Source organism: Pseudomonas sp. LTR0, from assembly GCF_036630035.1.
GTDB classification, from domain to species: domain Bacteria; phylum Pseudomonadota; class Gammaproteobacteria; order Pseudomonadales; family Pseudomonadaceae; genus Aquipseudomonas; species Aquipseudomonas putida_Y.
In genome coordinates this window covers 1882837-1896746 of record NZ_CP123734.1, presented here as the reverse complement: position 1 = coordinate 1896746, position 13910 = coordinate 1882837, and the positions used below count along the sequence as shown (strand labels likewise).

The 13910-nt window shown below is 61.5% G+C and carries 11 protein-coding genes; 8 read left to right on the top strand and 3 right to left on the bottom strand.

The features are described from left to right. Positions 1–59: 59 nt before the first annotated feature. The 3 genes from QCL51_RS08640 to QCL51_RS08630 all read right to left on the bottom strand — a co-directional run bounded on the left by QCL51_RS08640 (position 60) and on the right by QCL51_RS08630 (position 4523). A complete protein-coding gene (locus QCL51_RS08640) occupies positions 60–1502 on the bottom strand; it encodes a SulP family inorganic anion transporter (protein WP_021783216.1) in 1443 nt (480 codons plus the stop codon). Between the two features lie 82 nt (positions 1503–1584). Continuing rightward, positions 1585–3294, bottom strand: a complete 1710-nt coding sequence (locus tag QCL51_RS08635; RefSeq protein ID WP_021783217.1) for a S8/S53 family peptidase — start codon at positions 3292–3294, stop codon at positions 1585–1587. A gap of 53 nt (positions 3295–3347) precedes the next feature. Further along, positions 3348–4523: a hypothetical protein gene (locus QCL51_RS08630; RefSeq protein WP_021783218.1), complete on the bottom strand. Its 1176-nt coding sequence runs from the start codon at positions 4521–4523 to the stop codon at positions 3348–3350. Positions 4524–4648: 125 nt separating this feature from the next. On the opposite strand from QCL51_RS08630, the gene QCL51_RS08625 reads away from it, so the two are divergent. From QCL51_RS08625 to nuoF, 8 genes are all read left to right on the top strand, one after another. Beyond that, positions 4649–5413, top strand: coding sequence for a secretin N-terminal domain-containing protein (locus tag QCL51_RS08625; protein ID WP_172402879.1), 765 nt, complete (start codon positions 4649–4651; stop codon positions 5411–5413). 490 nt (positions 5414–5903) lie between these two features. Beyond that, entirely contained in the window at positions 5904–7229 is a 1326-nt protein-coding gene (aceA, locus tag QCL51_RS08620) for an isocitrate lyase (protein ID WP_014861668.1), read from the top strand. Between the two features lie 701 nt (positions 7230–7930). Next, positions 7931–8593: a lysoplasmalogenase gene (locus QCL51_RS08615; protein ID WP_021783219.1), complete on the top strand. Its 663-nt coding sequence runs from the start codon at positions 7931–7933 to the stop codon at positions 8591–8593. Positions 8594–8976: 383 nt separating this feature from the next. After that, entirely contained in the window at positions 8977–9390 is a 414-nt protein-coding gene (locus tag QCL51_RS08610) for an NADH-quinone oxidoreductase subunit A (protein WP_021783220.1), read from the top strand. A gap of 9 nt (positions 9391–9399) precedes the next feature. Continuing rightward, a complete protein-coding gene (locus QCL51_RS08605; protein ID WP_003251429.1) occupies positions 9400–10077 on the top strand; it encodes an NADH-quinone oxidoreductase subunit B in 678 nt (225 codons plus the stop codon). Between the two features lie 79 nt (positions 10078–10156). Further along, complete coding sequence (nuoC, locus tag QCL51_RS08600; protein WP_021783221.1) at positions 10157–11938, top strand: NADH-quinone oxidoreductase subunit C/D; 1782 nt, start codon at positions 10157–10159, stop codon at positions 11936–11938. Positions 11939–11940: 2 nt separating this feature from the next. Continuing rightward, on the top strand, positions 11941–12438 hold the full coding sequence (gene nuoE / locus QCL51_RS08595; RefSeq protein WP_003251433.1) for an NADH-quinone oxidoreductase subunit NuoE: 498 nt from the start codon (positions 11941–11943) through the stop codon (positions 12436–12438). Continuing rightward, on the top strand, positions 12435–13796 hold the full coding sequence (gene nuoF, locus QCL51_RS08590) for an NADH-quinone oxidoreductase subunit NuoF (protein ID WP_021783222.1): 1362 nt from the start codon (positions 12435–12437) through the stop codon (positions 13794–13796). Before nuoE ends, nuoF begins: the two co-directional genes overlap by 4 nt. Positions 13797–13910 lie beyond the last annotated feature (114 nt).

Sequence of the window (13910 nt, the reverse complement as noted above, 5' to 3'; positions counted from 1 at the left end):
CGGCCTTTCTGTGGGAGCGGGCGTGCCCGCGAAGAGGCCGGTACAGGCCACAATCAAGCTCAGTGCTGCTCGCCAGCCCGCTTCAACAGCTTCTTGCACCGATCCGACAAATGCACCACGCGCAAATGCTTGCCCGCCTTGGCATAGCGCTCACGCAGGGTTTTCAGCGCCGCAACCGCCGAATAATCGACAAAGCTCAAATGCTGGCAATCCAGCGTGACCTGGGCCGGGTCCCCGGCCGTGTCGAACTGGTTGAGGAACGAGGTGGTCGAGGCGAAGAACAGCGTGCCATGTAACTGATAACGCTTGCCGCCCCCCGCGTCCTCATGGGTGTCGGCATACAGCTCGCGTGCATGCTGCCAGGCAAAGTTGAGCGCCGCGATGATGATACCGAACAGCACCGCCATGGCCAGGTCAGTGAACACCGTGACCACGGTCACCGCAATGATCGCCAGCACATCATTCACCGGCACCTTGTGCAACACCCGCAACGACGCCCAGGCAAAGGTCTGCTGGGCCACCACGAACATCACACCAACCAGCGCCGCCAGTGGAATACGCTCGATCAGCGGCGACAGGAACAGCACGAACAGCAGAATCATCACGCCGGCTACTACACCCGACAACCGGCCCCGGCCATTGGAACTGAGGTTGATCACCGTCTGCCCGATCATCGCGCAGCCGCCCATGCCGCCGCACAGGCCCGACACCATGTTCGCAGCGCCCAGTGCCACACACTCGCGATCCGGGAAGCCACGGCTCTCGGTGATTTCATCGGTCAGGTTGAGGGTGAGCAGGGTTTCCAGCAGGCCGACCATGGCCATCAGCACCGCATAAGGGGCGATGATCTTCAGGGTTTCCAGATTCCAGGGCACATCCGGCAGGGCCAGCCCAGGCAGGCCACCAGCGATGTGCGCCATGTCACCCAGGGTGCGGGTCGGCAGCCCGAGCAAGTACACCAACAGGCCGACACCGAGGATCGCCACCAGAGCCGGCGGCACCGCGCGGGTCAGTTTCGGCAGCACATAAACCACCGCCATGGTCAGCGCCACCAGGCCGACCATCAGGTACAGCGGCGTGCCGGTGAGCCAGTGTTCGCCGTCCTTGAAATGCTCCAGCTGGGCCATGGCGATGACGATGGCCAGGCCGTTTACGAAGCCGAGCATAACCGGGTATGGCACCAGGCGCACCAGCTTGCCCAAGCGCAGCACGCCAAACAGGATCATTACCACGCCACCCAGCAGCACCGTGGCCAGCAGGTACTGCGCACCGTGCTGCACCACCAGCGCGACGATCACCACCGCCATCGAGCCAGCAGCGCCGGAGATCATCCCCGGCCGCCCGCCGAACAGCGCCGTCAGGGTACAAATGATGAACGCGCCATACAGGCCCATCAGCGGGTTGAGGTGGGCCACCAGGGCAAAGGCGATGCACTCGGGGACCAAGGCGAACGAGGTGGTGAGGCCGGCGAGCAGGTCGGCGCGTAGTCGGGCGGGCTTCATGGGCTTCCTGTGGTTCAGTCCGGAGGACGATTTAAAAACGAGGGGCGGGATGTTACGGAAATTGTCGGACAGCGGCCACCGCTCAACGCACACGTTCCAGGCTCTGCACGGCCAGGTCCAGCGCACGCTGCATGTCCAGGCGCGCCGAACGGCCAAGATCCGGGTCGTTCAGGCGGCCACCACGCTCTGAGGGCAGGATCGGCGCCGTCAGGTCTTCGGCATCCATCGCTTCGAAATCCTGTTCGACGCCCAGGGTCAAGGCACTGCGCCGCAACAGCATGCGCACCTGTTCCGGGGTAAGTGCCGGGTTGATCGACAGCATCGTCGCCACAGTGGCAGTCACCAAAGGTGTTGCGTACGACGTGCCGCAATGCGCAGCCTCGGCCGACACTGGGCGTATGCAGGCAGCAGCACTGACGTCCACACGCATGTCGATATTGGAGCTGTGACGCTTGCGCACATGATCGTGGGCTTCAACTGCCGTAGCCTTGTCACTGCGCTGATGCCCGCCCACCACCAGCAGTTGTTCGGTGATGAACGACGAAGGCAGGCGATATTCATCGGTCCCCGACCAGGACGCACCATTGCCCGCCGAATTCACCACCACCACGTCAGGGTGCTCCTTGCGCAGCCAGAGGAAGAACTCCTCAAGTAACTCCTCGTAGCCGCTCATCGCCAGCCCGGAGCGCACCAGCGAATCGACCTCATCACCCTTCACATTGCGTGCCCCGACCCGGTGAATGCCCCAGCTCCAGTTCAACACCCGCACGCCATCTTCGACCAGGTTCACCGATGCAGCGATGTTGGCGGTGATACCGGCATCCGAGTTGCGCTCTACCACCACCTCGAAGCCAGGGCTGTGCTTACCCAGCCCCGGCAAAAAGCCCTCACCCTGCGCAGCGAGAATGCCTGCAACATGGCTGCCGTGGCTTGCCGGGCGATCACCGTCGCGAGCGTATAGGCATGTCTGGCCTTTTTCGCAGCCCCCCTGATAATGGCTGAACCCTGGGGCGTCGAAGTCCACTTCGCGCTCGATTACCCCGACCCGCACGGGCTTCACCGGCAAGCCAGATGCGGCAATCCGGCGCCGGTAGAAATACAGCGCGTCCATGAAGCGGTTGGCGGCCCATTCATCCGCCTGGTCGATGGCCCGGTTGCCGCGCCCATTGCCCTCCTCCCCGCGCTCAGGGCCGGACTCTTCGACAATCACGGCATCCACGCTGACTTCACTGCCCATGCGCAGGACCATCGCATCGCGCTGCACCAGATCATCTACCGGCAAGCGCAGCTGGTAGACATTCAGCGGCGGTATGGCACCGACAACCAGGGCGCCGTATTTACCGGCGATGCGCCGGGCCTCGCCGAGGCCGTCGTGTTTTTCTTCGATCAACAGGCTGACCAGGTCGACGTAGGTGGTCAGGCCGTCCATGTTCTTCGCCACTTCATCGGGCCCTGCGGCGATCACATGACTGCGTTGGCGGGTCAGCCATACCGGGTTGCTCGTGCGGCCGCCATCGACCAGCCAGAGCGGGGCGCTGCGCTGGGCTGGCCTCGCCAGCTTCAGCGTTAGCCGGTCACCTTGTCGCTCGATATCGGCTTCTGACAGCCGCGTGCCGCCCAGCCATACCGTTGGCAGATTTGCCCGGAGCCCTTCGGCACGCAGACACCATTTTTGCCGGCTATCGCTGAACAAGTCACCGCAACGCTGCAGCTGCTTGATGCGCAGCGTGTCTGCTGCAGCCTGTGCACCAAGACTGCAAAGCCATAACAGCAAGATCAGGACACCCTTCATGCAATCACCCCACGCGCTCCCTGTGAGTGCGACTTACGGGGCACCTCAAAGGTTCACCTGTGGCTGGCAACTGCCTGGTCGCGGGCGAGCCATTCGGCCATGGAAGTATCCTCCAACGCGTACTCGCCACGATTGGCCTTCCATACCAGCTCCTTGTCGCGCAGGGCATCAAGGGCCTTCTGTACGTTTGCCGTGTTGACGTTGGCTACCGCCTGGGCCTGCTCCAGCTTGCGGCTGACCTCAACCAGGGTTTGCTCGGTAAACGGGGAAAACGGCTGCCGGCCGAGCGTGCGCTCGGCCATGACCTCCAGCACTGCCTGCTGCAACGGCGTAAGTTCGTTCCAAGCGCTTTCGTAGTCACTCCACACCCCGGCTTGATGATTCAGCGCCCCATTGCGCAGCAGTTCACCCAGGTTGCCCGCCTCACCCAGGCCGACGCTAACTTCGGCCAACAGTTTGTTGAGCATTTCCGGGCGCCGGCCGACCAATTCGAACGCGTATGCCAGGTCCTCTACCTTGAACTGGTTACTGTCGGCCAGGCGACGGTTCCACAAGGCGGTGATGAATTCGACATATTCACGCCCCAGCAACGGAAAGGGCGTGATGCTGGCACCAAAGAATGGCTGCTTGCTCTTGAGTACCAGGTTGGCCAGCTTGTCGCGACTAGAGCCCGTGAACACCAGCCGCAAGCCGTCCGGACGGTCGCCACGATTAAGGTGGTCACGCGCGGCTTTCAGCGCGAACATTGCATTGAGGCCATCTTCGCTGTTAAGGGCGTGCTGAGCCTCGTCGATGATAAGCACTACCAGTTGCCCTGACACTTGGTGCAACACGGCAAGCGCCTGGGCCAGGGTAGTACCCGCAGGCAGTTGCGGGCGGGTGAAATCCCAGCTCAGGGTGCGCAGCAGGTTGATCTTGTCGATACCGGCCTTTTTCGCAGTCCTGGCCAGCGCACCTTCGAATCTGGCCAGTGCTGTACCGATGGCGCCACTGATGAGCTGCGCAGGGGCGGCGTCGCGATCCGACCACAGGTCGACGTAAACCGGTAGCCAGCCGCGCTGTATGCATTCTGGTATGAAGTCGTTGTTGAGGAAGGTGCTCTTGCCCGTACGCCGCGGCGCGGCCAAGAACATGCCCGAGCTGTAATCGACCAAAGACTCGCCGGCCAAGTCTTGGGCCAGTGCGTTGGCCAACTGATTACGGCGCAGGAGCGGACGGACGGGAGACATGCAATTAACCTCAATTATCTTGCCTACTATAATTTATAGCCTACAAGATAAATCAGGATAAAACGACCCTCTGCAACAGTGCCGGCGTGATCCAGATCCGGCAAAAAGTCAGCAAGTTTGCCATCATGTTGGTTTCACCTGCGGAGATCATGGACATGCCGCTACGCCCCCTTTTCGCCTCCCTGTTGCTGGCCGCCAGCCTCAGTGCCCATGCTGCCACCGAGGTGGTGCCACTTCAGCATCGTAGCAGCGCCGAATTGCTGCCCGCCCTGCAGGCATTCATCGGCAAGGACGGCACGGTCAGCGCCTTCGAGAACAAACTGATCGTCAACGCCAGCCCCGAGCGCATCGACGACCTGCGCGCCCTGCTGCAACAGCTGGATACCGCGCCCAAACGCCTGCTGATCAGCGTCGACAACAATGACAGCAACTTCCAGGACAACCGCGGCAACGCTCGCGTCATTCACTACGGCACCAGCAACCGCGACGGCGGCATGCAGCAGGTACAAGCCAGCGAAGGGCAACCGGCACTGATCCAGGTGGGCCAGAGCATCCCCATTACCAGCACCAGCACAGACGGCTATGGGCGCATTCAAAGCAACACCGAATATCGCAACGTGACCCAAGGCTTCTACGTGACCCCCAGCCTGAGCGGCGAAACGGTTCGTCTGCAAATAAGCAGCAATAATGACCGCATCAGCCAGGAACGTGCAGATGTAGTGAAAGTACAAAGTACCGACACGACAGTCACTGGCAAGCTCGGCGAGTGGATCACCCTGGCGGGGTTCAATCAGCAGAGCCAAGCCGACCGCAGCGCGTCAAGCCATACGTACAGCACCCAACGGGGTGAAAACATGACATTGCGTGTCAAAGTCGACCTTGTTGACTGATCTCAGGCAATTCAAGGCTTCGACCAAAGGCCTTCAAACTGACTGCCAAGTCGCATTAGACCAAAGATGTAGTAACCACAAAAAAGCACTACAAAACATTTGACAGGGTCTTTTTCCCAAGGGCATGATGGCCTCGCTCCCGCTAATCAGGGGCCCTGGCAAGGGCCTTCGGGGCGCGCTCCTTCCACCCTTGGAGGCGCCTCGTGTCTATACGGCCCACAAGGCGGTTCGACGGGATTGCGACTGCAACGAAGAAGTTGTCCCGAGGGACGGAAGCGCATCACCGCAGTACTGGCAATCGCGTAGCACCGCAGCAAGGCAACCACGAGCCGACCTGCCCGGAGCACACCTTCGCCTGGCCTGCCCAACCTTCCCCTTCGAGCCTTCGCGTTCGCCGCCGCAACCTGCGAACAGGACAGCCGCCAGGCACCTGATCTGCCCAGAGCATCAGCACAATTAACCCAAGATCGATGCGACGAGGTTTATTTCCATGGCACTGACACGCGAACAGCAAATTGCAGCCCTCGAGAAAGACTGGGCCGAGAACCCGCGCTGGAAAGGCGTGACCCGTACCTACACCGCCGCTGATGTCGTTCGCCTGCGTGGCTCCGTGCAACCTGAGCACACCTTTGCCCGTCAGGGTGCAGAAAAACTGTGGAAGCTGGTTACCGAAGGTGCTCACCCGTCCTTCCGCCCCGACAAAGATTTCGTCAACTGCATGGGCGCCCTGACTGGCGGCCAGGCTGTACAACAGGTCAAGGCCGGCATCCAGGCCATCTACCTGTCCGGCTGGCAGGTTGCCGCCGACAACAACTCGGCCGAATCGATGTACCCTGACCAGTCGCTGTACCCGGTCGACTCGGTACCGACCGTGGTCAAGCGCATCAACAACGCGTTCCGCCGCGCTGACCAGATCCAGTGGAAAGCCGGCAAGAACCCGGGCGACGAAGGCTACATCGACTACTTCGCGCCAATCGTGGCTGACGCCGAAGCCGGTTTCGGTGGCGTGCTGAACGCCTACGAGCTGATGAAGAACATGATCGAAGCAGGCGCCGCCGGCGTGCACTTCGAAGACCAGCTGGCCTCGGTAAAAAAATGCGGCCACATGGGTGGCAAGGTACTGGTACCCACCCAGGAAGCCGTACAGAAGCTGGTGGCTGCTCGCCTGGCCGCTGACGTGTCGGGCGTACCGACCATCATCCTGGCCCGTACCGATGCCAACGCCGCCGACCTGCTGACCAGCGACTGCGACCCGTACGACCAGCCGTTCGTGGTTGGCGAGCGCACCCGTGAAGGCTTCTACAAGGTCCGCGCCGGCCTCGATCAGGCCATTGCCCGCGGCCTGGCCTACGCCCCGTACGCCGACCTGATCTGGTGTGAAACCGCCAAGCCGGACCTGGACGAAGCCCGCCGCTTTGCCGAGGCGATCAAGAAGGAGTACCCGGACCAGATCCTGTCCTACAACTGCTCGCCTTCCTTCAACTGGAAGAAAAACCTGGACGACGCCACCATCGCCAAGTTCCAGCGCGAACTGTCGGCCATGGGCTACAAGCATCAGTTCATCACCCTGGCCGGCATCCACAACATGTGGCACGGCATGTTCAACCTGGCGCACGACTACGCCCGCAACGACATGACCGCCTACGTGAAGCTGCAGGAGCAGGAATTCGCTGACGCCAGCAAGGGCTACACCTTCGTGGCGCACCAGCAGGAAGTGGGCACCGGCTACTTTGACGACATGACCACCGTGATCCAGGGTGGCGCTTCGTCGGTGACTGCACTGACCGGTTCGACCGAGGAAGAGCAGTTCCACTGATAGTGGCTTGCGGTTGAACAAAGGCCCGGGGCTGTGAAGCCCTGGGCCTTTGTTTTCGTCTGCACCGGCCCGACCGAAAATGCACAGAACCTGTAGGAGCAACTGCCTTGCACAGGTTTTGAATAGCTTGCGCAGTCGCTTGTAGGAGCGGGTTTACCCGCGAAGAGGCCCACCCAGGCGATGCATCGCTCAAGCCTTGGTGCAAAGGCCGAGGTTCAGCGAGTATCCGCACCGGAATCAATGCCGAATCAAGCCATGTCCGTAGCGCCTCCGGCTCATGCATCGAGGCAAGACAGGTGATTTAAGCGCGATTACGTCAGGGCAGCGCAATGATCGGTTTGAATTTTGGGGTGATGCGCAGATCGAGCGCCGCCCGCGCGGCGCATCGCGAGCTGCGCTCGCTCCTACGTTTGTTTCGGGCCAATTATTCCTGTGCCATTTGCGCGCGAACGCCTTGGCGCATGGCGCATTATCACGTCGTACAAACAAGGCGGTCGCGCGCGCCTGCAACAGGCGTGACTGGCCCGAAACAAACGTAGGAGCGAGCGCAGCTCGCGATGCGCCGCGCGGGCGGCGCTCGATCTCACAGCCTCTGCATTCCTTTCGCCAAGCCCACGGCAGCCCTAACACAACCCAAGGCATCACCGGCAAAACCCCAGATCAGGTCTATGCTTGGGGCAGCCCAGCAGCAAGGACCGCCCATGCCTCGTCCAAGCCACCTGATGATTTTCGCCCTGGCCGCCGCTACCCTCTATATATATGCACTGGCCAGCGACAACACCCTGCTCGCCCTCATGGCCAAACCCATCCCGGTGCTGGCCTTGATTGCCTGGCTGCACAACACCCCGGTCTCGCCTTATCGCAAGTGGATCTCGATCGGCCTGGGCTTCTCGGTACTCGGCGACATCCTGCTGGCCATCCCTGCGGACCTGTTCGTGTTTGGCCTGGTCGCCTTCCTCTGCGCCCACCTGGCCTACCTGCGCGCCTATTGCGGCATTACCCTGCGCCCTGCCTTGCCTGCGCTGGCATTCAGCGCCATCGCTGGCATCACACTGCTAGGCGTGCTGACCAGCCATGGCCTCGGCCCGCTGCTGATCCCGGTCACGCTGTACATCTTGGCCATCAGTGCGATGCTCTGGCGCGCCCTGGCCTGCAGCGGCCCGGCCGCGCTGGGTGCCGGCCTGTTCGTATTCTCCGACAGCCTGATCGGTATCGACCGCTTCGTCAGCCCGTTCGCCGCCGCACCGTACCTGATCATCCTCGCCTACTGGCTCGGCCAATGGGCCATCGCTTCATCAGTCGGTCATCGCTCAACCGATAAAGTATTGACCCAGAGCGGTGCGCGCAGTAGCGAAAGCTGCTAGAACAAGGGTTTTTTGCAATTGCAAGTAGGGGGAATCGCCAGATGAACTTTACAAGGCGCAGAACAGCCAAATTCGAAGGCAGCAGCTCAAATGATATTAATTATCATTACTGGCCGTGCAATTCGTTACCCGCCGCAAGAAACATAATTAACAAAACCGCACGTAATGCCCGAATCTCAAGGCTCTCAGCCAGTTACGAACGGTTTTTGTACTTAATCCTACGAATAAATTTGCGACAGAAATTTTACTTGCACCAGGTTTACCCATAAAATCAGCGCGATTGATTCGGCTGCGACATTTGGTCACTGCATGTGCGACGCCAAGTCGCCGCTCTACACTTATTTCAGACTGCAGAGCTGGGTCTCTGTATAAGGATCTCTAGCATGTCCGATTCGACAGGACTCATCGCCCACAACTGGGGCTTTGCCATCTTCCTCCTGGGTGTCGTCGGCCTGTGCGCCTTCATGCTCGGCCTGTCCAGCCTGCTCGGTAGCAAGGCCTGGGGCCGCGCCAAGAACGAACCCTTCGAATCCGGCATGCTGCCCGTCGGCAGCGCCCGCCTGCGCCTGTCCGCCAAATTCTATCTGGTCGCGATGCTGTTCGTGATCTTCGATATCGAAGCCCTCTTTCTCTTTGCATGGTCTGTGTCCGTCCGCGAAAGCGGCTGGACCGGATTCGTCGAAGCACTCGTTTTCATAGCAATTCTGTTGGCAGGTCTTGTCTACCTATGGCGCGTCGGGGCACTTGATTGGGCTCCCGAAGGTCGCCGCAAGCGGCAAGCGAAGCTGAAACAATGAGGCTTTGGCATGCAATACAATCTCACCAGAATCGATCCGGATGCGCCCAACGAGCAGTACCCGGTCGGTGAACGGGAAACCGTCACCGATCAACTGCTAGAAGACCAGGTCCACAAGAACATCTTCATGGGTAAACTTGAAGATGTGCTGCGTGGTGCGGTCAATTGGGGTCGCAAAAACTCCCTCTGGCCGTACAACTTCGGCCTGTCCTGCTGCTACGTGGAAATGACCACGGCCTTCACGGCACCCCACGACATCGCCCGCTTCGGCGCCGAAGTCATCCGGGCCTCGCCGCGGCAGGCCGACTTCATGGTCATTGCCGGTACCTGCTTCGTGAAGATGGCGCCGATCATCCAGCGCCTGTACGAGCAGATGCTCGAGCCGAAGTGGGTCATTTCCATGGGTTCGTGCGCCAACTCCGGTGGTATGTACGACATCTACTCGGTCGTTCAGGGGGTCGACAAGTTCCTCCCCGTGGACGTCTATGTGCCTGGCTGCCCGCCACGCCCTGAGGCTTTCCTGCAAGGCTTGATGCTGCTGCAGGAGTCGATCGGCCAAGAACGACGCCCGCTTTCCTGGGTTGTTGGTGATCAAGGTATTTACCGTGCCGAGATGCCAGCCCAGAAAGACCTGCGTCGTGAGCAGCGCATTGCAGTAACCAACCTGCGCAGCCCCGACGAAGTCTGATCCAGCGACCTGCCGCCCGCTCCCGAAGGAGCCGGCGGCCTGGCTTCATTCTTAACGTTGACCCAAAGCGACCGAGACCATGACAGCGGACAACGCTATTTTTATTCCGCCCTACAAGGCTGACGACCAGGATGTGGTCGTCGAACTGAACAACCGTTTTGGCGCCGAAGCATTCGTCGCCCAGGAGACCCGCACCGGCATGCCCGTGCTGTGGGTAAAACGCGCCCAGCTCAAAGAGGTGCTCAGTTTCCTGCGCGGCGTCGCCAAGCCTTACAGCATGCTGTACGACCTGCATGGCGTCGACGAGCGCCTGCGCACCCAGCGCCGTGGCCTGCCAGCCGCCGATTTCAGCGTGTTCTACCACCTGTTGTCGATCGAGCGTAACAGCGATGTGATGATCAAGGTGTCGCTCAGCGAAGGCGACCTGAACCTGCCGACCGTGACGGGCATCTGGCCAAACGCCAACTGGTACGAGCGCGAAGTCTGGGACATGTTCGGCATCGACTTTGCCGGCCACCCGCACCTCAGCCGCATCATGATGCCGCCGACCTGGGAAGGTCACCCGCTGCGCAAGGACTACCCTGCCCGTGCGACCGAGTTCGACCCCTACAGCCTGACCCTGGCCAAGCAGCAGCTTGAAGAGGAATCGGCACGTTTCAACCCGGAAGCCTGGGGCATGAAGCGTCAGGGCGCCAACGAGGACTACATGTTCCTCAACCTCGGCCCCAACCACCCTTCGGCGCACGGTGCGTTCCGTATCGTCCTGCAGCTGGACGGTGAAGAGATCGTCGACTGCGTACCGGACATCGGCTACCACCACCGTGGCGCCGAGAAAATGGCCGAGCGCCAGTCCTGGCACAGCTTCATCCCCTATACCGACCGTATCGATTACCTCGGCGGGGTGATGAACAACCTGCCGTACGTGCTTGCGGTCGAGAAGCTGGCCGGCATCCAGGTGCCGCAGAAGGTCGACGTGATTCGCATCATGCTGGCCGAGTTCTTCCGCATCACCAGCCACCTGCTGTTCCTGGGCACCTACATCCAGGACGTCGGCGCCATGACTCCGGTGTTCTTCACCTTCACCGACCGCCAGCGCGCCTACACCGTGATCGAAGCGATCACCGGTTTCCGCCTGCACCCGGCCTGGTACCGCATCGGTGGCGTCGCCCACGACCTGCCACGTGGCTGGGACAAGCTGGTCAAGGACTTTGTCGAGTGGCTGCCCAAGCGCCTCGACGAATACACCAAGGCCGCCCTGCAAAACAGCATCCTCAAGGGCCGTACCATCGGCGTTGCCGCGTACAACACCAAGGAAGCGCTGGAATGGGGCACCACCGGTGCCGGCCTGCGCGCCACCGGTTGCAACTTCGACCTGCGTAAAGCCCGCCCTTACTCCGGCTACGAAAACTTCGAATTCGAAGTACCGCTGGCCCACAACGGCGATGCCTATGATCGCTGCATGGTCCGTGTCGAGGAGATGCGTCAGAGTATCCGCATCATCGATCAGTGCCTGCGCAACATGCCGGAAGGCCCGTACAAGGCGGATCACCCGCTGACCACGCCGCCTCCGAAAGAGCGCACCCTGCAGCATATCGAAACCCTGATCACGCACTTCCTGCAAGTCTCGTGGGGCCCGGTCATGCCGGCCAACGAGTCGTTCCAGATGATCGAGGCGACCAAGGGCATCAACAGTTACTACCTGACGAGCGATGGCGGCACCATGAGCTACCGCACCCGGATCCGTACCCCGAGCTACCCGCACCTGCAGCAGATCCCATCGGTGATCAAAGGCAGCATGGTCGCCGACCTCATTGCGTACCTGGGCAGTATCGACTTCGTTATGGCTGACGTGGACCGCTAAGCATGAACAGCACGCTTATCCAGACAGACCGTTTCGCCCTGAGCGAAACCGAGCGCTCGGCCATCGAGCACGAAATGCATCACTACGAGGACCCGCGCGCGGCGTCCATCGAAGCCCTGAAGATCGTCCAGAAGGAGCGTGGCTGGGTGCCGGACGGCGCCATCCACGCCATCGGCGAAGTGCTGGGCATTCCGGCCAGCGACGTCGAGGGTGTCGCCACCTTCTACAGCCAGATTTTCCGCCAGCCGGTCGGCCGCCACATCATCCGCGTGTGCGACAGCATGGTCTGCTACATCGGCGGCCATGAGTCGGTGGTCAGCCAGATCCAGAGCGAGCTGGGCATCGGCCTCGGCCAGACCACCGCCGACGGTCGCTTCACCCTGCTGCCCGTGTGCTGCCTGGGCAACTGCGACAAGGCACCGGCCCTGATGATCGACGATGACACCTTTGGCGATGTGCAGCCGGCTGGCGTTTCCAAACTGCTGGAGGGTTACGTATGACCATTACTTCCTTCGGCCCGGCCAACCGCATCGCGCGCTCGGCCGAAACCCACCCGCTGACCTGGCGCCTGCGTGACGACGGCGAGCCGGTCTGGCTGGCCGAGTACGAATCGAAGAACGGCTACGCTGCAGCCCGCAAGGCGCTGGCGCAGATGTCCGCCGACGATATCGTGCAAAGCGTCAAGGACTCCGGCCTCAAGGGCCGTGGCGGTGCAGGCTTCCCCACTGGTGTGAAGTGGGGCCTGATGCCCAAAGACGAATCCATGAACATCCGCTACCTGCTGTGCAACGCGGACGAAATGGAGCCGAACACCTGGAAGGACCGCATGCTGATGGAGCAACAGCCCCATCTGCTGGTCGAGGGCATGCTGATCAGCGCCCGCGCACTGAAGGCCTATCGTGGCTACATCTTCCTGCGTGGCGAATACACCACCGCAGCGAAAAACCTAAACCGCGCCATCGATGAAGCCAAGGCCGCCGGCCTGCTGGGCAAGAACATCCTGGGCAGCGGTTTCGATTTCGAGCTGTTCGTGCACACCGGTGCCGGCCGCTACATCTGCGGTGAAGAAACCGCGCTGATCAACTCGCTGGAAGGCCGCCGCGCCAACCCGCGCTCCAAGCCGCCCTTCCCTGCCGCCGTTGGCGTGTGGGGCAAGCCGACCTGCGTGAACAACGTCGAAACCCTGTGCAACGTCCCGGCCATCGTCGCCAACGGCAACGACTGGTACAAGTCGCTGGCCCGCGAAGGCAGCGAAGACCATGGCACCAAGCTGATGGGCTTCTCCGGCAAGGTGAAGAACCCAGGCCTGTGGGAGCTGCCATTCGGCGTTACCGCGCGCGAACTGTTCGAAGACTACGCCGGTGGAATGCGCGATGGCTTCAAGCTCAAGTGCTGGCAGCCAGGCGGCGCCGGTACCGGCTTCCTGCTGCCCGAGCACCTCGACGCGCAAATGTACGCCGGTGGCATCGCCAAGGTCGGCACCCGTATGGGTACTGGCCTGGCCATGGCGGTCGACGACAGCATCAACATGGTGTCGCTGCTGCGCAACATGGAAGAGTTCTTCGCCCGCGAATCGTGCGGCTGGTGTACCCCATGCCGTGACGGCCTGCCGTGGAGCGTGAAGATGCTGCGCGCACTGGAAAAAGGCCAGGGCCGCGCCGAAGACATCGAGACGCTGCTGGGGCTGGTCAACTTCCTCGGCCCAGGCCGTACCTTCTGTGCTCACGCACCGGGTGCCGTCGAGCCGCTGGGCAGTGCCATCAAATACTTCCGCTCGGAGTTCGAGGCCGGTGTGGCGCCAGAAAGCGCTGCAACCCTGCGCCCGGACCTGGCGAAGCCGATCGTGGTCGGCGCATAACAAGATGATTAGGCGGGTGGTCCGTGCCACTCGCCAGCTTACCGGCAGGCCCGAGCAATCGAGGCGTGTCGCAAGCTCACCGATTTCCATTAGCCACGCCCGCTCACGCGGGCC

Coding starts and splice junctions, on each gene's coding strand:
- QCL51_RS08640 (WP_021783216.1), bottom strand. CDS start 1,502: ATGAAGCCCGCCCGACTACGCGCCGACCTGCTCGCCGGCCTCACCACC.
- QCL51_RS08635 (WP_021783217.1), bottom strand. CDS start 3,294: ATGAAGGGTGTCCTGATCTTGCTGTTATGGCTTTGCAGTCTTGGTGCA.
- QCL51_RS08630 (WP_021783218.1), bottom strand. CDS start 4,523: ATGTCTCCCGTCCGTCCGCTCCTGCGCCGTAATCAGTTGGCCAACGCA.
- QCL51_RS08625 (WP_172402879.1), top strand. CDS start 4,649: ATGTTGGTTTCACCTGCGGAGATCATGGACATGCCGCTACGCCCCCTT.
- aceA (WP_014861668.1), top strand. CDS start 5,904: ATGGCACTGACACGCGAACAGCAAATTGCAGCCCTCGAGAAAGACTGG.
- QCL51_RS08615 (WP_021783219.1), top strand. CDS start 7,931: ATGCCTCGTCCAAGCCACCTGATGATTTTCGCCCTGGCCGCCGCTACC.
- QCL51_RS08610 (WP_021783220.1), top strand. CDS start 8,977: ATGTCCGATTCGACAGGACTCATCGCCCACAACTGGGGCTTTGCCATC.
- QCL51_RS08605 (WP_003251429.1), top strand. CDS start 9,400: ATGCAATACAATCTCACCAGAATCGATCCGGATGCGCCCAACGAGCAG.
- nuoC (WP_021783221.1), top strand. CDS start 10,157: ATGACAGCGGACAACGCTATTTTTATTCCGCCCTACAAGGCTGACGAC.
- nuoE (WP_003251433.1), top strand. CDS start 11,941: ATGAACAGCACGCTTATCCAGACAGACCGTTTCGCCCTGAGCGAAACC.
- nuoF (WP_021783222.1), top strand. CDS start 12,435: ATGACCATTACTTCCTTCGGCCCGGCCAACCGCATCGCGCGCTCGGCC.